Raw genomic sequence first — 19,626 nt, 5'->3', positions numbered from 1 at the left:
GCCGCGGTCGTGGCGTTTGCGCTGTCCGTGCCTGCTGCCGCGCTGTGACGTCGGCACCTTTCGCGCCGCCGTGTCCTCGCGCGGTGTCCTCGCGCCGCGCGTGCCCGCTGCCGCGCTGTGGTGTTGGCGCTTTCGCGTCGTGGTGCCCGTGCCTTCGCGTCCGCGCCGCGCCCCGCGGTGTTTGCGTCGCGCCGTGGCGTGCCGCTGCGGCTGTGCACTTCGTCCATTCCGCGCCGCCCATGCGTGCTGCCGCGCTGTGACGTCGGCGCCTTTCGCCGTTGCGTCCGTGCCGCGCGTCCACGCCTTCGCGCCGGGCGTCCGCACCGCGCGCCCTCGCGCCACGCGTCGTGGCGTCCCCGCTCTCGGGCCGCGCCCCCGGCCCGCGCGCCGCGCCCGCGCCCTCGCGCCGTGCCCTCGCGCCCGGCCCGCGCTCTCACGCCCGCGCGCCCGCGCGTCGCGCGCCGCGCGCCGTGGCGTCCGTGCGTACTGCCGCGCCGAGGCGTCCGCGCCCGCGCGCTCGGCCCGCGCGCCCGCGTCCGCGCGCCCGCGTCCGCGCGCCCGCGTCCGCGCGCCCGCGTCCTCGCGCCCGCGCGCCGCGCCCGCGCGCTCGGCCCGCGCGCCCGCGCGTCGCGCGCCGTGGCGTCCGTGCGTGCTGCCGCGCCGAGGCGCCCGCGCGCCCGCGCGCTCGGCCCGCGCGCCCGCGCCCTCGCGCCCGGGCCGCGCCCGCGCGTCGCATGCCGTGGCGTCCGTGCGTGCTGCCGCGCCGAGGCGTCCGCGCCCGCGCGCTCGGCCCGCGCCCGCGCCCGCGCGCTCGGCCCGCGCCCGCGCCCGCGCGCTCGGCCCGCGCCCCCGCGCGCCGCGCTCGGCCCCGCCCGCGTCCTCGCGTCGCGCGCCGTGACGTCCGTGCCTGCTGCCGCGCTGGCGTCCGCGCCCTCGTGCCGTGGCGTTCGCGCCGCGCCGTGGCGTGCGGCTGCGTCTGTGTGCCGCGTCCACCCCGCGCCGCAGTTGGCCCCCGCGATCGCGTCTGCCTCCCGGCCGCGCCGCGGCTCGCCTCCGCGCGTGTGTCGCTGTTCGTGGGCGTCTGCCCCGCGTTCGCGAGGATGCGCAGCCATGATGAGCGATCCGTGCCGGTAGAAGCGACAAATCCCCTGGCAGGCGAAAAATCCGATATGGTCGACCGTCAATTGGGTCAGGCGGCGTGGCTTCTTCGCCGGTGCCATGGGTTCGGGTTGGACTGGCCGTGAATGGGGCGGTGTCGTCCCGGTCGATTTCGGATCGTGTCCTGCGGCCGTTTTGGCGGAATGGTGATGCGGCGGTGGAATTGCGCGGCCTTGGCGTGCGGAATTCTTGCAGGGAAACGTAGCGCTGGGTTTGGTGCAGACGCTGGCGCGATTCTCCTCGGCGTGTTGGTGTGCGTCGGACGGGGTAATTCCCGCGGGGCCGTGGATGCGGCGCAGCTTCTCCGCATGCCGTCTCACCAGCCCCCAGTCGCGCCGCCTCTGCGCCTCCTTGCGGAACTCGTCCTTCCCCGGCCACCAATTCCGCGCCTTCGTCCGATCCCGCATAGCAGCCAATTCCCGCGAACTGAACAACTGCATCTGCCCCATGCCAGCAATTATCCCCGAATGCGACCGAAACCACGATCTCGGATCACGACGCGGCGCAAATGGCGAATATGTTGGACCCCGATAGGAGGCCAACGACGCCGCTGGGCCAGGCGGACCCATTTGGCGGCCAAGGCCCGCTGCTGCGCTTCGCGCGAGTCTGGGCAGGCGCGATCGGCTGAGCGAAGGTGAGCAAGGGACGGCCCGCCGCTGCCCACCGGAAGACCGCGAGCGGCGGGGCGCCGGCTCTGTCGGAGTCGCGGCGCCCCGCTGCGGGCTAGGGCTCAGCGGCCCCCGAAGGAGGGCTTGCGCTTCTCCACGAAGGCGGACATGCCCTCGGCCTTGTCCTCGGTCGCGAACAGCCCCGCGAACAACTGGCTCTCCCAAGCCAGGCCCGAGGCGAGGTCCATCTCCAGGCCCCCGTCCACCGCCTGCTTCGCCGCGCGCAGGGCCAGGGCCGGGCCGTTCACGTAGGGGCGGACGAGGGCGAGGGCGGCCTCGTAGACGTCGGCGCGCGGTACGACGCGATCGACCAGGCCCATGGCCAGGGCCTCGGGGGCGGGGACGAAGCGGCCCGACATGATCAGGTCCTTCGCTCGGGCGGGGCCGACCAGGCGGGCCAGGCGCTGGGTGCCGCCGGCGCCGGGGATGATGCCCAGGGTGATCTCCGGCTGGCCCAGCTGGGCGTCCTCCGCGGCTATGCGCCAGTCGGCGGTCAGGGCCAGCTCGCAGCCGCCGCCCAGGGCGTAGCCGGTGATCGCGGCCACGACCGGCTTCGGGATGCGCGCTACGGCGTCGAAGGCGGAGCTCAGCGCGACCGCGCGCCGGGACATCTCGGCATAGCCCATGCCGGCCATCTCCTTGATGTCCGCGCCGGCCGCGAAGACCTTCTCGCCGCCGTAGATGACCACCGCGCGCACGTCGTCGCGCGCGGTCGCCTCCTGTGCGGCCGCGCGCAGCTCCTCCTGCACGGCGATGTTCAGGGCGTTCATCGGCGGGCGGTCGAGCCGGATGGTGCCGATGCCGTCCGCGGCCTCGAGCCTGACCAAAGTCACCTTGTGTCTCCTCAACGTCGTTGTCGTTGCCCGGAGCGTATTCGCCTGTACCGTCTGAGGTGCCATGGCCACCACGTACTACCGCGACAACGTGGTGCACATCAGCTCCGGCGGTGTGCGCGTCGCTGAAGCCTGGTATCCCCTCGACACGCTCACCTACATCTGGCACGAGCGCACGGGGCGGCTGCGCCACGGGGCGTACATGATCGGCACCCGCGGCGGCGCGGTGCTCCTCGTCATCGGCCTGCTGGTCGCGGCCGCGATGGCGGCCCGGAGGATCGACTTTCACGGGGAGCAGCGCACGATGTACATCGCCGGCGGCATCCTCGCCGTGATCGTCATCGGCGGCGTGGTCGCGTTCTGCCTGGAGGGGCTGCTCGATCTGCTCGACCGCGCCCACGACCACGGCAAGGGCGTGCACGAGATCTGGGTGCGCACGACCGGCGGGGACTCGATGATCTATTCGACCACGGACGCCCCCAAATTCGGGCAGATCTATCGCGCGCTCCAGCGGGCGGTCGAGCAGTCCGCCTAGACTGCGCGGCATGGTGGCCCTCGGCGTGGACTTCGGCACGTCGCACACGGTGGCGGTGGCTCGCTGGCCCGACGGCCGCACCCGCCCGCTGTTGTTCGACGGCTCGCCGCTGCTGCCCTCCGCCGTGACGCTCGAGGAGCAGGGGCTGCTCGTGGGCCGCGACGCGGTGCACGGCGCCCGCCGCGCGCCCGAGCGGTTCGAGCCGAACCCGAAGCGCCGCATCGACGAGGGCTCGGTGCTGCTGGGGGAGCGCCCGGTCGCGGTGGCCGAGATGATGACCGCGGTGTTCCGGCGGGTGCTGGCCGAGTTCTCCCGCACCGCCGGCGGCGCGCCCGGGGCGGTGACCGTCACCCACCCGGCCGGCTGGGCCGCGACGCGGCGCACGACGCTGCACGAGGCGGTGCGCCGGGCCGGGCTGCCCGGGGCCGTGCTGGTGCCCGAGCCGGTCGCCGCGGCCACCTACTTCGTGAGCGTCCTGAAGCACATGGTTCCCGTGGGTTCGGGCGTCGTCGTGTACGACCTCGGCGCGGGCACATTCGACGGCAGCGTGGTCGCCCGCACCGCGGCCGGCTTCGACGTGCGCGCCGTGGGCGGGCGTGACGACCTCGGCGGCCTCGACTTCGACGAGCTCGTCGTCGGGCTCGTGAGCCGGGCCGTGCCCGCGGAGGACTGGGCCCGGGTGACCGCCGACCCGCGCGCGACCCGGCAGCTGCGCGACGAGGCGCGGGAGGCCAAGGAGCGGCTGTCGCGGGCCGCGTCGGTGACGGTCATGGTGCCGGTGCTCGACGTGGACGTACCGGTGACGCGGGAGGAGTTCGAGAACGCCGCGCGGCCGCTGGTGGAGCGCTCGGTCGGCTCGCTCGCCGAGACGCTGCGCCTGTCGCGGCTCACCGCGGACCGGGTCGCGGGCATCTTCCTCGTCGGCGGCGGGAGCCAGATGCCGCTGGTCGCGACCGAGCTGCACCGCGAGTTCGGGCGGGCGCCGGTGACCATCGAGCAGCCGGAGATGGTGGTCGCCGAGGGCGCCGTGCTGGTCGGCAAGGCGGTGCGCACCACGAAGACCGGCCAGGTCGTGCCGGAGCAGGCGCATCGCTCCGAGCAGATGGCGCTGCCGGCGACGAGCGGCAGCCTCCCGGTCGTGGCGCCTCCGGTCTCACCCGCGACGGCACCCAACCGGCCGATCAGTCCGACACCGATCAGTCCGACACCGATCAGTCCGACACCGATCAGTCCGACACCGATCAGTCCGACACCGGTCAGCCCGATGCCGGTGAGCCCGGTCCCGGTCAGCCCGATGCCACGGCCCTATCCGGTCCCGCAGCGGCCCGTCTACCCGCCGCCGGTGTTCCTGCCGCCGCCCCCGCCGCAGATCGTGTACTACCCCGTGGCGCCGATCCCGATTCGCAAGGGCCCGTGGTCGATCCGCTGGCCGGCGGCGTTCATGACGACCTACGGCATCCTGCTCTACTTCCTCACCGGCCTGCTCCTGCTCGCCGCCGGGCTGCCGCAGCTCCTGCGCGACAACCCGCCGCCGGAGTGGGACGAGGCGCGCATCGACCAGGTCACCACCGAGGCCCTGGAGTGGGCGGGCATCTGCGCGGTCGCGGCCACGCTGCTCATCAACGGTGCCATGCGGGCGCGGCGGCCGGCGAGCGGGCATCACTGGTACCCCCTCGCGCTCTGCCTCGTCGTGGCCGTCGGCAACGCGGCGCTGACCTCGTCCGGTGGCGGCTACTGGACCCTCGTGCCCGCGGTGGTGTTCGCCCTGTCGACGGCGATGCTCCTGCTGCCCGCGTCGAGGCGCTGGATGCGCCGCCCGCCGAAGCCGGCTGCCCTGAAGCCGACCGACAGGGAGGCCGGGTCGTAAGCGCGGCCTAGACTTCTGCTCATGCCTACGCCAGGGATCCGGCTCGGGGTCGACTTCGGCACCTCGAACACCGTCGCCGTCGTGCGGTGGCCGGACGGGCGCTCCCGGCCCCTCATCTTCGACGGGTCGCCGCTGCTGCCCTCGGCGGTCTACGCCGAGCCCGGCGGCGCGATCATCGTCGGCCGCGACGCCGTGCACAGCGCGCGCCTGGAGCCGGCCCGCTTCGAGCCGAACCCGAAGCGGCGCATCGACGACGGCACGGTGCTGCTCGGCGACCGCGAGGTGCCGGTCCAGGAGCTCATCGCGGCCGTCCTGCGCCGGGTCCGCGACGAGTGGGTGCGCACCGTCGGCGACGTCGTGCCGGAGGCGACGGTGACGATCCCGGCGTCCTGGGGCGCGACCCGCCGCCTCGCGATCGCCGACGCCGCCGAGGCTGCCGGCCTGGGCCGGGTGCGCCTGGTGCCCGAGCCGGTCGCGGCGGCCGCCTACTTCACCCAGGTCCTCGGCCACGAGGTGAAGGTCGGCTCGGTCGTGGTCGTGCACGACTTCGGGGCCGGCACGTTCGACGCCAGCGTGGTCGCGCGCACCGCGGACGGCTTCGAGGCGCTCGCCGTCGACGGCCGCGACGACATCGGCGGCATCGACGTGGACAACGCCGTCGTCAAGCACATCGGCACCATCTGCGAGCCGCGCGCGCCGCAGGAGTGGTCGCGGCTCATGAGCCCGCAGACCGTCGAGGACCGCCGGCACCGCCGCCTGCTGTGGGACGACGCGCGGGTGGCCAAGGAGCGGCTCTCCCGCCAGCCCGCGTCGGACCTGACGATTCCGCTGCTCAACTTCGACGTACACCTGACGCGGGAGGAGCTCGAGACCCTCGCGCGGCCGATGATCGAGCAGACCGTGCGGGTGACCCAGGGCGTCATGCGCTGGGCCCAGCTCAGCGAGGGCTCGGTCGCGGGCGTGTTCCTGGTCGGCGGCTCCAGCCGGATGCCGCTCGTGGCCACGCTGCTGCACCGCATGCTCGGCACCGCGCCGACCGCGATCGAGCAGCCGGAGCTTGTCGTGGCCGAGGGCAGCATGCTCACCGGCTCCAAGTCCACCCAGCCGAGCGGCCAGCCCGCCCCGGGCCCGGCGACGGGCGTGCTGCCGCAGGTGCCGGGCTTCCCGTGGGAGCGGCCGGAGCAGCGCACGGAGCAGCCCCCGGCGCCGCCGGTGTCGGCCCCACCGGTGTCGGCCCCGCCGGTCTCCACGCCGCCGGCGTTCTCGATGCCGCCCCCGAGCCGGTTCGGCACCCCGGTCTCGGCCCCGCCCGCGCAGACCCCGATGTGGCCGGAGATGCCACCCGCCGCCCCGGTCTCCGCGCCGCCGCCGGTCTCGTCGCCTCCCGTCTCCGCGCCGCCCCCGGTCTCGGCACCGCCCCCGGTCTCCGCGCCGCCGAACCGGCCCGTGAGCGCCGGGCGCGTCTACGGCTCCGGCGGCGGCGTGCCCGAGTCGGCGACGCGCTACGACGAATACGGCCGCGCCTTCCGCAACGAGACGCCGCAGCAACGACCGCAGCCGCCGAGGCCACAGCCCCAGCCGCAGCCCCAGTCACAGCCGCAGCGGGTCGCCGAGCACGCGCACGTGTACTCGGGCGGCAAGCCGCGCCGTGGCCCGGCCGCCCGGTTCTTCCGCGTGCTGTTCGTGGTCGTGCTGATCGTCGCCGTCCCGCTGGTCGCCGGCGTGATCTCGTACTACCTGACGACCGATCACCTGCCCCCGTTGCTGCAGGAGTGGTTCGACTCGAACCCCTCGTAGCGGCGAACGTGAGTAGGATTCGCGCATGACGACGATCGACGGGCACGGCGGGGACCTCGCGCTGGCGGCGCTGCGCGGCTTCGGGGTCAGCGAGATGTTCACCCTCTCCGGCGGCCACGTCTTCCCGCTGTACGACGCGGCGAAGCGGGCCGGCGTGCGCGTCGTCGACGTGCGCCACGAGCAGTCCGCGGTCTTCGCCGCCGAGGCCGTCGCGAAGCTGCAGCGGCGGCCGGGCCTGGCCGTGCTCACCGCCGGCCCCGGCGTCACGAACGGCGTCTCCGGCCTGACCAGCGCCATGTTCAACGGCGCGCCGGTGGTCGTGCTCGGCGGCCGCGCGCCGCAGTTCCGCTGGGGCTCGGGCAGCCTGCAGGAGATGGACCACCTGCCGATCGTCCAGGCGGTCACGAAGCACGCGGAGACCATCTTCTCCACCGACGAGGTCTACGCGCGGATGCGCGCGGCCGCGCTCACCGCGCTGACCCCGCACCGGGGGCCGGTCTTCGTCGACCTCCCGCTCGAGGTGGTCTTCTCCACCGCGGACGGCATTCAAGAACAAGATCCGGCAGTCGTACCGTCCGAGGAAGCCGACCCCGACGAGGTCCACCGCGCCGTGAGCCTGCTGGCCGCGGCCGAGCGCCCGGTCATCGTCGCGGGATCGGACGTGTGGGCCGGCGACGCCACCGCGGCGCTGCGCGAGGCCGCCGAGGCGCTGCGGATTCCGGTCTTCGCCAACGGCATGGGCCGCGGCTCCCTGCCGCCCGGGCACCCCCTGGCGTTCGCGCGGGCGCGCAAGCCCGCGTTCGGCGGCGCGGACGTGGTCGCGGTCGTCGGCACCCCGCTGGACTTCCGGCTGAACTTCGGCGACTTCGGCGGGGCCCAGGTCGTGCACGTCACCGACGCGCCCTCGCAGCGGGCCACGCACGTCACCCCGGCCGCGGCGCCCACGGGCGATCTGCGCCTGGTGCTGTCGGCCTTCGCGGCGTACGGCGGCCTCGTGGCGGACCACGAGGAGTGGATCGCGACCCTGCGCGCCGCGGAGAACGCGGCCCGGGGGCGCGAGACCGAGGCCCTGGAGGCCGACACCGACCCGATCAAGCCCAGCCGCGTCTACGGCGAGCTGCGCAAGGTGCTGGCCGAGGACGCGGTGACCATCGGCGACGGCGGGGACTTCGTCTCCTACGCCGGCAAGTACCTCGAGCCCGCCCGGCCCGGCACCTGGCTGGACCCGGGGCCGTACGGCTGCCTCGGCACCGGCATGGGCTACGCGATGGGGGCGCGGGTGACCTACCCGGACCGGCAGATCTGCGTGCTCATGGGCGACGGCGCGGCCGGCTTCTCGCTCATGGACGTCGAGACGCTCGTGCGCCATCAGCTGCCGGTCGTGATCGTGGTCGGCAACAACGGCATCTGGGGGCTGGAGAAGCACCCGATGCGCCAGATCTACGGCTACGACCTCGCGGCCGACCTGCAGCCGGGGCTGCGCTACGACGACGTGGTGAAGGCGCTCGGGGGCGCCGGGGAGACGGTCGAGAAGCCCGGGGATCTCGCCGGGGCGCTCGGACGCGCGTTCTCCGCCGGGGTGCCCTATCTCGTGAACGTCCTGACGGACCCCGAGGACGCCTACCCGCGTTCGTCGAACCTCGCGTAGCCGCTACTCCAGCCCCAGCAACCGGGGCAGGGAGCCGATCGAGCCGATGACCTCGTGCGCGCCGGCGGCCTGCAGCGCCTGCCGGTCGCCGGCCCCGGTGAGCACGCCCACGAGCAGGCCCGCGCCCGCGCGCTGGCCGGCGATGAGGTCCAGGGGCGTGTCGCCGACGACGACCATGCGGCGCACGTCCTCGACGCCGAGCTTGAGCGCCGAGACGAGCATGAAGTCAGGGAAGGGGCGGCCGCGGCCGGCGTCGGCGGGGGAGAGCACCAGATCGACCTGGCCCCACCAGCCGAGCGCGTCGATGATCGCCTCCTGGGTGGCCCGGGCGAAGCCGGTGGTGAGCGCCACCTTGATGCCGTTCGCGCGCAGCGTCTTGATCGCCTCGATGGCGCCCGGGATCGGCAGCACGGCGCCCTCGTCGACCAGCAGCCCGTACGCCTCCTCGAACGTCTCGTTGGCGGCCTGGGCCCGTTGCTCGTCCCCGTCGAGCAGGAGGCGGAACACCTCGATCCGGCTCTGGCCCATCGTCTTGCGCACGACGGCGAGCATGCGCTCGTGCTGGGGAGTGCCGGGAGCGACGCCCTCCCCGGCGAAGGCCACCGTGAAGGCCTGCTCGACCAGGCCGTCATCACGCACCGTAGTGCCTGCCATGTCGATGCAGGCGAGTTGCCACGCGGTCATCACGCGATGGGAGCACGGCGAAAAGACCGGAGAGTGAACGGCACAAAACCGTCAGAAGGCACCCGCCCGCCGCATGCCGTGCGGCCGTCCGTCGGGGTCGTGCACGAAGCGGTAGAGCACCCCGGACCACTGCCGGGTCCACCAGGTCAGGTGCGGTGCCTCGTAACGCTGCACGCGTCCGCGCGGCCGGGGGCCCGGGCGGCCCTCGGCGTACCAGCGTTCCAGGTCCGCGGCCGCGCGCTCGAAGGCGCCGACGAACGTCGCGTGGTCATCGTCGTCGATGTCGGCGCCGAGGTGCTCGCGGGCCAGCCGCCGGCGCAGTGACCGTGCGTACCGCCCGGTAGGGTCGGCGACCGCGCACGTCAGCTCGGAGTCGTGGGTCCACGAGCGCAGCGACACGTTGTCGGAGCCGACGGTCGCCCAGGCGTCGTCGACGATGCACACCTTGGCGTGCACGTAGATCGGCGTGCCGTCGGCGTTCTCGGGGCTGAACACGTGCACGCGGTCGCCGCCGGCCTCGTCGAGCATGGCGAGGGCGCGCTCGCGGCCGTACAGCTGCGGGATCTTGCCGATCTTGCCCGGCGCGTCCGGCTGGCGGGGCACGACGGCGACGAGGTGCAGCCCCGGCGTGGCGCGCAGCGCGGCGGCGAAGCACTCGGCGACCTGGGGCGACCACAGGTACTGGTCCTCGATGTAGATCAGGTGCCGCGCCCGCGCGACGGCCTTGCGGTATCCGCGGGCCACGCTGCGCTCGCCGTCGGGGGCGAACGGGTACGCGCCCGAGCGCAGGTGCGGGTACGTCCGCAGCAGCTGCACGCTGAGATCGCCGGCCGGCGGCGGGTCCGGCAACTGCTCCGGCAGGGGGTCGGCGTGCGTGTCCTCGTGGTAGAGCCGGTCGTGCAGCCGGAAGAAGGGGTTGCGCGACAGCGGGGCCGGATCGGTCCAGCGCTCACGGAACGTCGCCTCGACCTGCCCCACGGCCGGGCCACGCAGCTCGACCTGCGCGTCGTGCCAGGGCGGGCGGGGGCCGTACACCGGCGCCATCGAGATCGCCTGTGGATCGCCCTCGTGCTCGTGGGAGTCGCCCCGGCTGTGGCACAGGTCGATCCCGCCCACGAACGCGACGTCGAGCTCGGGGCGGCCCGGGTGGCGCAGCACCACGAACTTCTGGTGGTGCGAGCCGCCCGCGCGGACGCGCATGTCGCGCAGGCACTCGCCGCCCGCCGCCTCGATCTCGTCGCCGAGGTGCTGGTTCTCCTCCTCGTTGAACTGCAGCCGGTCGAAGTGCGAGCGCCACATCAGGCCCTTGACGATCACGCCGCGCTCGGCCGCCTCGCACAGCACCCGGGACACCTCGGTGCCGTCGCCGTCGAGGCGCTGGTCGGGGTCGCCGCGCCAGTCGGTGAACAGGATCAGGTCGCCGCGGCGGGTCGCGCGGACCGCGGGCAGGAGCGCGTCATAGTACTCACGGCCGTCGATGAGCGGCCGCACCGAGTTGCCGTCGGTCCACGGGGCCAGGCCGGTGTGCGGGTTGCCGCGCTCCTCGGCACTCAGAAACCATTCGCTCATTTCGCGGCCGCCTCGGCCAGCTCCCGCTCCCGCGCGGGGCCCGGCTCCGCCACCAGGTCGTGGTTGGGCCGCAGCAGCCACCACACGGCGGTGACCCAGAGCCCGGCGAGCACGCAGCTGCCCAGGATGTCGGTGGGATGGTGCATGCCGCGGTACATCCGCGACACCGCCACCCACAGCGGCATGAGCACCGCCGCGGCCACGAACAGCCAGCGCCACCACGCGCGGGTGCGCGGCATGACGAGCACGGCCGCGGTGGCCCAGATGCAGATCGTTGCCGCGACGTGCCCGGACGGGTAGCTGGAGGTGGGCATCGGCCCGTCCATGTTCTCCACGTCCGGGCGCGCCCGCCCGACGATCGCGGCCGAGCCCAGGAACAGGCTCAGCTCGCCGAACATGACCGTGACCAGGAAGATCACGGGGCGCCAGCGGCGTGCGACGGCGAGCGCGAGGGCGCCGATGACCAGGCCGATGGCGAGGATCGCGTGGGTGTTGCCGACCTCGCTGCCGACGATCGTGATGTGGCCGAGCACGTCCGTGCGGTGCCCGGCGAACCAGTGCGGGATCGTGCGGTCGCCCAGGATGTTGCCGTTGCCGCCGCGGTAGTGCGCGAGCGGGATGCCGAGCGCGACCAGCGCCCCGAACGTCAGCACCCACGCCACGCCGAGCCCGGCTAGCACCCAGGCGCGCCCGTGCCCGGCCCGCTCCGGCTCGTGCGGGTGCTGCTCGGTCGGGCGCAGGTCGTCGGCGGCCTCCGGCTCGAGGCCCTCGGCCAGCGGGGCGGTGACGCTCTGGCCGCGTTCGTACCGCCACAGCTCGAACGCGGCCGCGCAGAGCCCGACCCAGGCCACGCCCAGCGACCAGCCACCCAGCACGTCGGACACGAAGTGCACGCCGAGCGCGAGCCGGCTGAAGCCGATCAGGACCACGATCGCGCCGACGGCGATGAGCACCGGGCGGCGCCACCGGGGCGCGAGCGCCGGGAGGAACACGAGCAGCAGCGCGGCGTAGCAGATGAACGAGTTCAGCGAGTGCCCGCTCGGGAAGCTGTTGCCGCCCCCGTGCGCGACGGGCTGCTCGACCACCGGCCGCAGGCGGCCGACGGCGTGCTTGAGCACCGGGTCGAGCACGAGCCCGCCGAGCGCGGTGGCCAGCAGGAAGCCGGTCAGGCGGAATCGGCGGCGCACCAGGAGTACCGTTGCGGCGATCACGATCAGCCAGGAGAGCACGCCGAAGCTGCCCAGCCGGCTGATCCCGCCCATCAGGTTCACCAGGAACGCGCTCGGCGCGACCAGGGTGTTGAGCCCGTTGGCGACCCCGCGGTCGACGGACTCCAGGGGCAGCCAGCGCACGCGTACGGCGATCACCAGCAGGCTGAACAGCAGGGCCGCGACCCCGAAGCTCGTCATTCTGATCAGGGTCGCCTTGTCACGTCTCACGTTTGCCAACATGCCCAGGATGGGGATTGGCAGAACATGACGAACAACGATCTCCTGAAGTACCTGACGAGGGTCGGGTTCATCGGCTACGGGCTGTTGCACCTCGCCCTCGCATGGGTCGCCGCGCAGATCGCGTTCGGTCAGGGCGGGGAGGAGGGCGACCAGTCCGGCGCCTTCCGGAAGCTCGCCGATCAGCCCTTCGGCGAGTTGCTGCTGTGGTTCGTGATCGTCTGCCTCGTGGCCCTCGCCGTGTGGCAGGCGATTCTGGCTGTGTGGGGACACCGGGACAGCCACGGCAAGGAGCGTGTCTTCGAGCGCGTCTCCTCCGGCGCCCGGGTGGTCATCTACGGCGCCCTGGCGTGGACGGCGGGCAAGGTGGTGCTCGGCGCGCCCGCGTCCAGCGCCAACCAGCAGCAGGAGGCAGCCGCCGGGATCATGGCCAAGCCCGCGGGGGCGTGGCTGGTCGGGCTGGCCGGGCTCGTCGTGCTCGGGCTCGGCATCGGGATGCTGTGGTACGGCCTCAAGCGCAAGTTCGCCAGGAAACTGCACTTCGCCGGGCCCCACGGGCACCAGGCGGCCACCCGCGCGGGGCAGATCGGCTACGCGGCCAAAGGTGTCGCCTTCGGCATCGTGGGGTATCTGCTGGTGGACGCGGCGGTCACGAACGACCCCGGCAAGTCGCGCGGCCTCGACGCGGCCCTGCACACGCTCGTCGGGCAGCCGTTCGGCAAGTTCCTGCTCCTCGCCGTCGCGCTGGGCGTGGCCGCGTTCGGCGTCTACTGCTTCTTCCAGGCCAAGTACCGCAAGGTCGGCTCGTGAGCGTCCGCTCGGCGGTGGTGATCAACCCGTCGAAGGTCCTCGACCTCGACGAGGGCCGCCGCGAGCTGTGCGGGGCGCTCGCCGACGCCGGCTGGCCCGAGCCGCTCTGGCTGGAGACGACGCCCGAGGACCCGGGCTGCGGCATGGCCCGCGAGGCCGTGGCGGCCGGGGTGGAGGTGGTGCTCGTCTGCGGCGGCGACGGCACCGTGATGGCGGTCGCCGGGGAGCTGGCCGGCACCGACGTCGCGATCGCGCTCGTGCCCTCCGGCACCGGCAACCTGCTCGCCACCAACCTCGGCATCCCGCGCGACGTCGCGGAGGCGGTCGCGGTCGCCATCACCGGCACGCGGCGGCGCATCGACGTGGGGGAGGTCGAGGGCGTGGGCGTGTTCGCCGTGATGGCGGGCATGGGCTTCGACGCGGCAATGGTCGGCGACACGCCCGACACGGCCAAGGCGCGCTTCGGCTGGGCCGCCTACGTCGCGACCGGGCTGCGCAATCTCACCCGCCACCGGGCCTCGGTGCGCATCCGCCTCGACGGCGGGCGCTGGCTGCACCGGCGGGCCACCAGCGTGCTCGTGGCGAACGTGGGGCGGCTGCAGGGCGGGCTGCCGCTGCTGCCCGGCGCCGAGCCGGACGACGGCTGCCTGGACGTCGCGGTGCTGACCCCGCGCCACGTGGGGGACTGGGTGCGGCTGGCGGGTGGCGTACTGCTCCGGCGCGGCCCGGCCACGCACGGGCTGGAGACGTTCCGGGTGCGATCCGTCGAGATCCACGCGGCGCGGGACGAGCCGCGGGAGCTCGACGGGGACGTGATCGCGCCCGCGCGGCGGCTGGCCGCACGCGTCCGGCCCGGCGCGCTGGTCGTCTGCGTGCCGTGAGCGATCCGGGCTATGCGCCCGGGTTGTCGTCTTCGCGGCGTTTGAGGTCTTCCTCCCAGCGGCGCAGCAGCTCGGCGTCCTTGCGCGATTGGGCCGTGTCGATGCCGCGCAGGAAGTCGGGGTCGTCGTCGGGGGCGGTCACCTTCTTGCGGGGCCGCCCGCCCGCGACCACGCCCGCGCGCTGTTCGAGCGACACCGGGCGACCGGCGAAGAACCAGGCCACGGGTCCGATGACCGGCACGAGCAGGATCACGAGCACCCACACGGGCCGGGGCAGCCCGCGGATGTCCCCGCGCTCCGAGGAGAGGCAGTCGATCAGCGCGTACAGCGTCACGACCAGCACGATCAAGAAGGGCAGTGCGCGTCCCATGGCGCCATCATGACTCAGCAACGGGGGTCATGACACCAGCAACAGGGTGCCCATCACGCAGTACAGCAGGATGAGCGCGACCAGCCACGGCAGTTCCCGCCCGATCGGGGTGGCCACCGACCGCGTCCGGCGCAGCGCGAGCGCCACCGTGGCGGCCCAGACCAGCCCGACGGCGGCGAGGGCGCACGCGGCCGCCAGATCTCGCAGGTGTACCGCGGCCAGCCGGGCGAGCAGCAGCGCGACCGCCGTCACCGAGACCAGCGTCCGCCGCCACGACAGCTGGGTGCGCTCGAGCTGCGCGCCCGGGGGCGATTCGCTCATAGCAGCGTGGCCACCATCAGCGCGGCCGCGCCCAGGGTGACCACGAGCGCGAGGATCGCCGGAAAGCGCGACGGTGGCAGCGCCTCGCCCTTGCGCATCGCCTTCTCGCTTCTGGCCCAGTGGTCGACCGCCCGGATCGCCACGAGGCCCCCGAGCGCGAGCAGTGCGACCGAGATCACGATGCGCAAGCGGTGCTCGGGCAGGAACTGCGCGACCGCGAGCCCGCCGCCGATCAGCGCCAGCGCGGTGCGCATCCAGGCCAGGAAGGTGCGCTCGTTCGCCAGCGAGAAGCGATAGTCGGGGGTGGTGCCCACCGAGCGGACCTCGTCCGGGTCGAACCAGGTTCGGATCGCCGACCACATGGACATGGTTCGTCTGTCCCCCTCACTACAGTCGCCTGGTGCTCCGTACGACGCTCGCCGGGCTGCGTGCTCACAAGGTACGTCTTGTGCTGACCGCCGTCGCCGTGATGATCGGTGTGGGATTCCTCGCGGGGACCCTGGTCTACGGCGACACCGCGCGTGCGGCGTTCTTCGACGACCTGGCCCGGGCGGCCCGCAACGTGGACGCGTCGGCCGGCCCCGCGTGGGTGCCGTTCGGCGAGCAGTCCTCCGGGTTCAGCGAGAGCAGCCGCCGCCTCGGCCTCGAGGACCTCGACGCGGTGCGCGGCCTGCCGCAGGTGGCCCGCGCGGACGGGCGGATGGCGGAGCGGCTGTCGATGCTCGACCCGCACGGGCGCCTGATCGCCAACTTCGGCAAGGTCGGCTGGGCCGTGTCCACGCCCGGCGAGCCGAGCCTGAGCATGTTCGACGTGGCGGGCGGGCGGCTGCCGCAGCGCGACGGCGAGATCGCGATCGACGCGTCGACGGCCCGCGCCTACGGCTTCCGCGACGGCGACGCCGTGCGCGTGATCGGCGCCGACGGCCGCGAGGTCGCGCTCACGCTGGTCGGCTCGTTCGACCTCGGCGCGAACAAGCGCTTCGCGGGCCTGAGCGTCGCCGCGCTCACCCCCGGCGACATGCGCACGGTCGCGGGCGCGTACGGCTACGCCGAGGTCGTCGCGACCGCGCGGCCGGGCGTGCGCGAGGACGCGCTCGCCGCCGCACTGCGCGAACGGCTGGGCCCCCGGGCGCGGGTGCTCGGCGGCGAGCGGCTGCGCGAGGTGTACGCGACGGCGGCGGCGAAGTACGTCAACGGCTTCCTGGTCGTGCTCTTCGCCTTCGGCCTCGTCGCGCTCGCGGTGTCGGTCTTCGTGATCGCCAACACGTTCGCCATCCTCGTCGCCCAGCGCGTGCGGGAGCTGGCCCTGCTGCGGTGCGTGGGTGCGTCCCGGCGGCAGCTGTTCGGCTCGGTGGTGCTCGAGGCGCTCGTCGTGGGGCTCGTGGCCTCCCTGGGCGGGCTCGCGGCCAGCGTGGCGATCGGCTGGGTGCTGCTGGTCGGCCGCGACGCGCTCGGCAAGTCGGTGCGTGTCGACCACCTCGTCGTCAGCCCCGCCACGGTGCTCGCCGGGCTGCTCGCGGGCACCCTGTGCACCGTGCTGGCGTCGCTGCTGCCCGCGCGCACCGCGAGCCGGGTCCCGCCGATGGCCGCGCTGTCGGCGGCGCCGCTGGAGGCGGCCGTGCCCGGGCACCGGCGCCCGCGCCTCCGGGCGGCCTGGATCCTGGCCGGCGGCGGGGTGCTGCTCGTCGCGGGCGGCACGCGGGCGCCGGGGTTCCTGGGGCTTCCGGTGGTGTTCCTCGGCGCCATCGGGCTGTTCGCGGCCGCGGTCGCCGCGGGGCCCTTCGTCATCGGCCCGCTCACGGCCTGGGTGGGGTGGCTGCCGGCCCGCGTCCTCGGCGCGCCCGCGCGGCTGGCCGTACAGGAGGCGCGGCGCAACCCGAAGCGGGTCGCGGCGACCACGGGCGCGCTGACGGTCGGGCTGGCGTTGATGAGCCTGTTCGCGGTACTGCTGGCAACGACCCGCGCCCAGTCCGAGCGCGAGCTCGACGAGAACTTCGCGGTCGACTACGTCGTCACCGGCGGCTTCGTGTTCAACGAGCGCACCCCCGCCGTGCCCGGCCCCGTGCTCGACGCGCTGCGCGGGCGCCCCGAGCTCGCCGCCGTGGCCGCCGCGCGGGCCCACCAGGCCGAGGTTCGGGGCCGGCCCACCGAGGCGTGGTCCATGGAGCCCGGGGCGCTGGACACCGTGCTGCGCCCGGAGGTCATGCGGGGCTCGGTCGCGGGTTTCGGGCCCGGCACCGTGGCGCTGAAGGGCTCCCTCGCGGACGCGGTGGGTGCCGGGGTCGGGGCGCGGATCACGCTCGGGGGCCGCCCGCTGCGCGTGATCGCCGTCTACGACGACGCGCCCTCGACCGGCGAGATCCTGCTCGACTGGAGCGACTACGCCGCCGTCTTCGGCGCCGGAGGGCCCGACTCCGTGCTGGTCAAGGCCGCGGAGGGGGTGCCACCGGAGACGGCGCGGGCGGCGGTGGACGGCGCCGTGCGCGAGCAGCCCCGGCTGCAGGTGTCCAGCCAGGCCGAGTGGCGGGCCAAGGTCACCGAGAGCCTCGACCGCCAGCTGCTGGTGTTCTCGGCGCTGCTGGGCATGTCGATCGTCATCGCGCTGGCGGGTATCGCCAACACACTCGCGCTCTCGGTGCTGGAGCGCACCCGGGAGACCGCCCTGCTGCGCGCCCTGGGCCTGTCGCGCGGGCAGCTGCGGGCGATGCTGGTGCTGGAGGCGGTGTTCATGGCCGTTATCGGCGCCGTGGCCGGGATCGGGCTGGGCGTGCTCGCGGGGTCGGCGGCGGCCTTCGGGCTCATCGGGCAGTACGGTCACGGCCACCCGGTGGTTCCGGTCGGCCGGCTGGCCTCGTACGCCCTGCTCGCCACGGCCGCGGCCGCGCTCGCCGCGCTGCTGCCGGCTACGGCCTCGGCGCGTGCCACAGTTCGCGGACAGCGTCGGAGACGCAGCACTCCCGCAGGTGCCCGCACGTGCACAAATGGTCGTCCGGGGCCTCGCGGCGGCGGTGTGTGACCAATTCCGCAGCGTGCTGAGCGACCGCCGCCGACAGCGGGCGTTGCGGCTCGAAGATGACCGTTTTATGCGACATTTCACCCACCCCCGCGGTCCAGAGTGCGCCCGATTCGTGATGCTTTTCACCGGCACGGCGAACCTACTGCCCAGTAACATGCGGGAGGGCAGCCTAGTACCGCTTCCCCTGAGCCGTAACGTGGGGCGCATGTCACCAGCGACGGCGCGGTGACTGTCAAGCAGGAGGACCTCGGACCACGATGAAGATCGTCGTACTCGTCAAGCAGGTGCCGGACTCCGGCGCGGAGCGCAACCTGCGCAGTGACGACAACACCGTCGACCGCGCGTCGGCCAACAATGTGATCAACGAGATGGACGAGTACGCCATCGAGGAGGCGCTGCGCCTCCAGGAGGCGCACGGCGGCGAGGTCGTCGTGTTGACCGTCGGTCCCGACCGCGCCACGGAGTCGATCCGCAAGGCGCTGTCCATGGGCCCGGACTCGGCCGTCCACGTCGCCGACGACGCGCTGCACGGCTCGTGCGCGGTCGCCACGTCGAAGGTGCTCGCCGCCGCGATCGCCCGGCAGAACGCCGACCTGGTCATCTGCGGCGCCGAGTCGACCGACGGCCGCGTGCAGGTGATGGCGCACATGATCGCCGAGCGGCTGGGCATCGCCGCGCTCACCGGCGCGCGCAAGGTCACCGTCGAGGGCTCGCAGCTGACGATCGAGCGGCAGACCGACGAGGGCTTCGAGGTCGTCACCGCCGCGACCCCCGCGATCGTGAGCGTCTGGGACACGATCAACGACCCGCGGTACCCGTCGTTCAAGGGCATCATGGCGGCCAAGAAGAAGCCGCTGGAGACCCTGTCGCTGGCCGACCTGGGCGTCGAGGCCGGCGAGGTGGGCTTCGACGGCGCGACGAGCGCCGTGGTCGAGCACAGCAAGCGCCCGCCCCGTCAGGCCGGCAACAAGGTCGACGCGGGCGACGACGGCGGCGTGAAGCTCGTCGAGTACCTGGCCTCCGAGAAGTTCGTGTAAGGGGAGACGTCACCATGGCTGAAGTTCTGGTCGTCGTCGAGAGTTTGAAAAAGGTCACTCTCGAGATGCTCACCCTCGCTCGCACGCTGGGCGGCGACGTCTCCGCGGTCGTGTTCGGGGACCCGGCCCCAGTCGCCGACAAACTCGGCGAGTACGGCGCCGCGAAGATCTACGCCGCGTCCGGCGCGGACCTCGACGAGTACCTGGTCGCGCCCAAGGCCACCGTCCTGGCCGAGCTCATCCAGCGGGTCTCCCCGTCGGCGGTCCTGCTCGCCTCCTCCCAGGAGGGCAAGGAGATCGCGGCGCGCGTCGCGGTCAAGCTGGACAACGGCGTGCTGACCGACGTGGTCGGGCTGGAGGCCGACGGCACGGCCACGCAGGTCGTCTTCGCCGGCTCCACGATCGTCAAGTCCAAGGTCACCAAGGGCCTGCCGATCGTCACCGTCCGGCCCAACTCCCTCACGCCCAGCCCCGCGCCCGCCACCCCGTCGGTGGAGGCCGTGGAGGTCAACGTGACCGACCGCGACCGCCTCGCGAAGGTCGTGGAGCGCAAGGTCGAGGCCAAGGGCGCCCGCCCCGAGCTGGCCGAGGCCTCGATCGTCGTCTCCGGCGGCCGCGGCGTGGCCAGCGCGGACAACTTCAAGCTGGTCGAGGAGCTCGCCGACCTGCTGGGCGGCGCCGTCGGCGCCTCGCGCGCGGCGGTCGACTCCGGCTTCTACCCGCACCAGTTCCAGGTGGGCCAGACCGGCAAGACGGTCTCGCCGCAGCTGTACGTCGCCCTGGGCATCTCGGGCGCGATCCAGCACCGCGCGGGCATGCAGACGTCGAAGACGATCGTCGCGGTGAACAAGGACCCCGAGGCGCCGATCTTCGAGCTGGCCGACTTCGGCGTGGTGGGCGACCTGTTCAAGGTCGTGCCGCAGGCGGCGGAGGAGATCCGCAAGCGCAAGTAACATCCGTTTGGTACGCAGCGCCCGTCGCCTT

Annotated in this window: 16 protein-coding genes; 9 read left to right on the top strand and 7 right to left on the bottom strand. The window is 73.7% G+C overall.

The features are described 5' to 3' along the window. Nucleotides 1-1,888: 1,888 nt before the first annotated feature. Entirely contained in the window at nucleotides 1,889-2,659 is a 771-nt protein-coding gene (locus ABT369_RS49895; protein WP_350624319.1) for an enoyl-CoA hydratase/isomerase family protein, read from the bottom strand. A gap of 64 nt (nucleotides 2,660-2,723) precedes the next feature. Between ABT369_RS49895 and ABT369_RS49890 the strand changes: the two genes are divergently transcribed. From ABT369_RS49890 to ABT369_RS49875, 4 genes are read left to right on the top strand one after another with little or no spacing between them, the layout of a single operon-like run. After that, nucleotides 2,724-3,194 carry a DUF6232 family protein gene (locus tag ABT369_RS49890; protein WP_350624317.1) on the top strand — a complete coding sequence of 157 codons (471 nt, stop codon included), beginning with the start codon at nucleotides 2,724-2,726 and terminating at the stop codon, nucleotides 3,192-3,194. 10 nt (nucleotides 3,195-3,204) lie between these two features. Further along, nucleotides 3,205-5,061 carry an Hsp70 family protein gene (locus tag ABT369_RS49885; protein WP_350624315.1) on the top strand — a complete coding sequence of 619 codons (1,857 nt, stop codon included), beginning with the start codon at nucleotides 3,205-3,207 and terminating at the stop codon, nucleotides 5,059-5,061. Between the two features lie 21 nt (nucleotides 5,062-5,082). Next, entirely contained in the window at nucleotides 5,083-6,858 is a 1,776-nt protein-coding gene (locus tag ABT369_RS49880) for an Hsp70 family protein (RefSeq protein WP_350624313.1), read from the top strand. A 25-nt stretch (nucleotides 6,859-6,883) separates the two neighbouring features. After that, a complete protein-coding gene (locus ABT369_RS49875; protein WP_350624311.1) occupies nucleotides 6,884-8,506 on the top strand; it encodes an acetolactate synthase in 1,623 nt (540 codons plus the stop codon). A 3-nt stretch (nucleotides 8,507-8,509) separates the two neighbouring features. Here the strand turns inward: ABT369_RS49875 and ABT369_RS49870 are convergent, their stop codons facing one another. From ABT369_RS49870 to ABT369_RS49860, 3 genes are read right to left on the bottom strand one after another with little or no spacing between them, the layout of a single operon-like run. Next, nucleotides 8,510-9,190 (bottom strand): phosphonatase-like hydrolase, encoded by a 681-nt coding sequence (locus ABT369_RS49870; RefSeq protein ID WP_350624309.1) that lies wholly within the window; start codon nucleotides 9,188-9,190, stop codon nucleotides 8,510-8,512. A gap of 51 nt (nucleotides 9,191-9,241) precedes the next feature. Beyond that, entirely contained in the window at nucleotides 9,242-10,759 is a 1,518-nt protein-coding gene (locus tag ABT369_RS49865) for a phospholipase D family protein (protein WP_350624307.1), read from the bottom strand. Then, entirely contained in the window at nucleotides 10,756-12,198 is a 1,443-nt protein-coding gene (locus ABT369_RS49860; protein ID WP_350624305.1) for a phosphatase PAP2 family protein, read from the bottom strand. Before ABT369_RS49860 ends, ABT369_RS49865 begins: the two co-directional genes overlap by 4 nt. A gap of 36 nt (nucleotides 12,199-12,234) precedes the next feature. Between ABT369_RS49860 and ABT369_RS49855 the strand changes: the two genes are divergently transcribed. Together ABT369_RS49855 and ABT369_RS49850 are read left to right on the top strand one after the other, a co-directional pair. Further along, nucleotides 12,235-13,017: a DUF1206 domain-containing protein gene (locus tag ABT369_RS49855; protein WP_350624303.1), complete on the top strand. Its 783-nt coding sequence runs from the start codon at nucleotides 12,235-12,237 to the stop codon at nucleotides 13,015-13,017. Beyond that, a complete protein-coding gene (locus ABT369_RS49850) occupies nucleotides 13,014-13,898 on the top strand; it encodes a diacylglycerol/lipid kinase family protein (protein WP_350624301.1) in 885 nt (294 codons plus the stop codon). The genes ABT369_RS49855 and ABT369_RS49850 overlap by 4 nt, the downstream gene beginning before the upstream one ends. Before the next feature lie 10 nt (nucleotides 13,899-13,908). On the opposite strand, the gene ABT369_RS49845 is transcribed toward ABT369_RS49850, so the two are convergent. From ABT369_RS49845 to ABT369_RS49835, 3 genes are read right to left on the bottom strand one after another with little or no spacing between them, the layout of a single operon-like run. Further along, complete coding sequence (locus ABT369_RS49845) at nucleotides 13,909-14,268, bottom strand: PLD nuclease N-terminal domain-containing protein (RefSeq protein ID WP_350624299.1); 360 nt, start codon at nucleotides 14,266-14,268, stop codon at nucleotides 13,909-13,911. A gap of 27 nt (nucleotides 14,269-14,295) precedes the next feature. Continuing rightward, complete coding sequence (locus tag ABT369_RS49840) at nucleotides 14,296-14,589, bottom strand: DUF202 domain-containing protein (RefSeq protein ID WP_350624297.1); 294 nt, start codon at nucleotides 14,587-14,589, stop codon at nucleotides 14,296-14,298. Continuing rightward, nucleotides 14,586-14,951: a YidH family protein gene (locus ABT369_RS49835; protein ID WP_350624337.1), complete on the bottom strand. Its 366-nt coding sequence runs from the start codon at nucleotides 14,949-14,951 to the stop codon at nucleotides 14,586-14,588. Before ABT369_RS49835 ends, ABT369_RS49840 begins: the two co-directional genes overlap by 4 nt. Before the next feature lie 38 nt (nucleotides 14,952-14,989). On the opposite strand from ABT369_RS49835, the gene ABT369_RS49830 reads away from it, so the two are divergent. The 3 genes from ABT369_RS49830 to ABT369_RS49820 all read left to right on the top strand — a co-directional run bounded on the left by ABT369_RS49830 (nucleotide 14,990) and on the right by ABT369_RS49820 (nucleotide 19,595). After that, nucleotides 14,990-17,605, top strand: coding sequence for an ABC transporter permease (locus tag ABT369_RS49830; protein WP_350624295.1), 2,616 nt, complete (start codon nucleotides 14,990-14,992; stop codon nucleotides 17,603-17,605). Between the two features lie 257 nt (nucleotides 17,606-17,862). Beyond that, nucleotides 17,863-18,642, top strand: coding sequence for an electron transfer flavoprotein subunit beta/FixA family protein (locus ABT369_RS49825; protein WP_350624293.1), 780 nt, complete (start codon nucleotides 17,863-17,865; stop codon nucleotides 18,640-18,642). A gap of 14 nt (nucleotides 18,643-18,656) precedes the next feature. After that, nucleotides 18,657-19,595, top strand: coding sequence for an electron transfer flavoprotein subunit alpha/FixB family protein (locus tag ABT369_RS49820; RefSeq protein ID WP_350624291.1), 939 nt, complete (start codon nucleotides 18,657-18,659; stop codon nucleotides 19,593-19,595). Nucleotides 19,596-19,626: the final 31 nt, after the last annotated feature.

This window comes from Dactylosporangium sp. NPDC000244 (assembly GCF_040300725.1).
Taxonomy (GTDB): Bacteria; Actinomycetota; Actinomycetes; order Mycobacteriales; family Micromonosporaceae; genus Dactylosporangium.
The sequence above is the reverse complement of the archived record's forward strand: the minus strand, read 5'-3'. Positions and strand labels throughout refer to the sequence as shown.

What these genes read in the sequence shown, in the direction of transcription:
- ABT369_RS49820 (WP_350624291.1), top strand. Translation starts at nt 18,657, where the DNA reads ATGGCTGAAGTTCTGGTCGTCGTCGAGAGTTTGAAAAAGGTCACTCTC.
- ABT369_RS49885 (WP_350624315.1), top strand. Translation starts at nt 3,205, where the DNA reads ATGGTGGCCCTCGGCGTGGACTTCGGCACGTCGCACACGGTGGCGGTG.
- ABT369_RS49880 (WP_350624313.1), top strand. Translation starts at nt 5,083, where the DNA reads ATGCCTACGCCAGGGATCCGGCTCGGGGTCGACTTCGGCACCTCGAAC.
- ABT369_RS49865 (WP_350624307.1), bottom strand. Translation starts at nt 10,759, where the DNA reads ATGAGCGAATGGTTTCTGAGTGCCGAGGAGCGCGGCAACCCGCACACC.
- ABT369_RS49845 (WP_350624299.1), bottom strand. Translation starts at nt 14,268, where the DNA reads ATGGGACGCGCACTGCCCTTCTTGATCGTGCTGGTCGTGACGCTGTAC.
- ABT369_RS49825 (WP_350624293.1), top strand. Translation starts at nt 17,863, where the DNA reads ATGAAGATCGTCGTACTCGTCAAGCAGGTGCCGGACTCCGGCGCGGAG.
- ABT369_RS49855 (WP_350624303.1), top strand. Translation starts at nt 12,235, where the DNA reads ATGACGAACAACGATCTCCTGAAGTACCTGACGAGGGTCGGGTTCATC.
- ABT369_RS49890 (WP_350624317.1), top strand. Translation starts at nt 2,724, where the DNA reads ATGGCCACCACGTACTACCGCGACAACGTGGTGCACATCAGCTCCGGC.
- ABT369_RS49875 (WP_350624311.1), top strand. Translation starts at nt 6,884, where the DNA reads ATGACGACGATCGACGGGCACGGCGGGGACCTCGCGCTGGCGGCGCTG.
- ABT369_RS49835 (WP_350624337.1), bottom strand. Translation starts at nt 14,951, where the DNA reads ATGTGGTCGGCGATCCGAACCTGGTTCGACCCGGACGAGGTCCGCTCG.
- ABT369_RS49870 (WP_350624309.1), bottom strand. Translation starts at nt 9,190, where the DNA reads ATGACCGCGTGGCAACTCGCCTGCATCGACATGGCAGGCACTACGGTG.
- ABT369_RS49840 (WP_350624297.1), bottom strand. Translation starts at nt 14,589, where the DNA reads ATGAGCGAATCGCCCCCGGGCGCGCAGCTCGAGCGCACCCAGCTGTCG.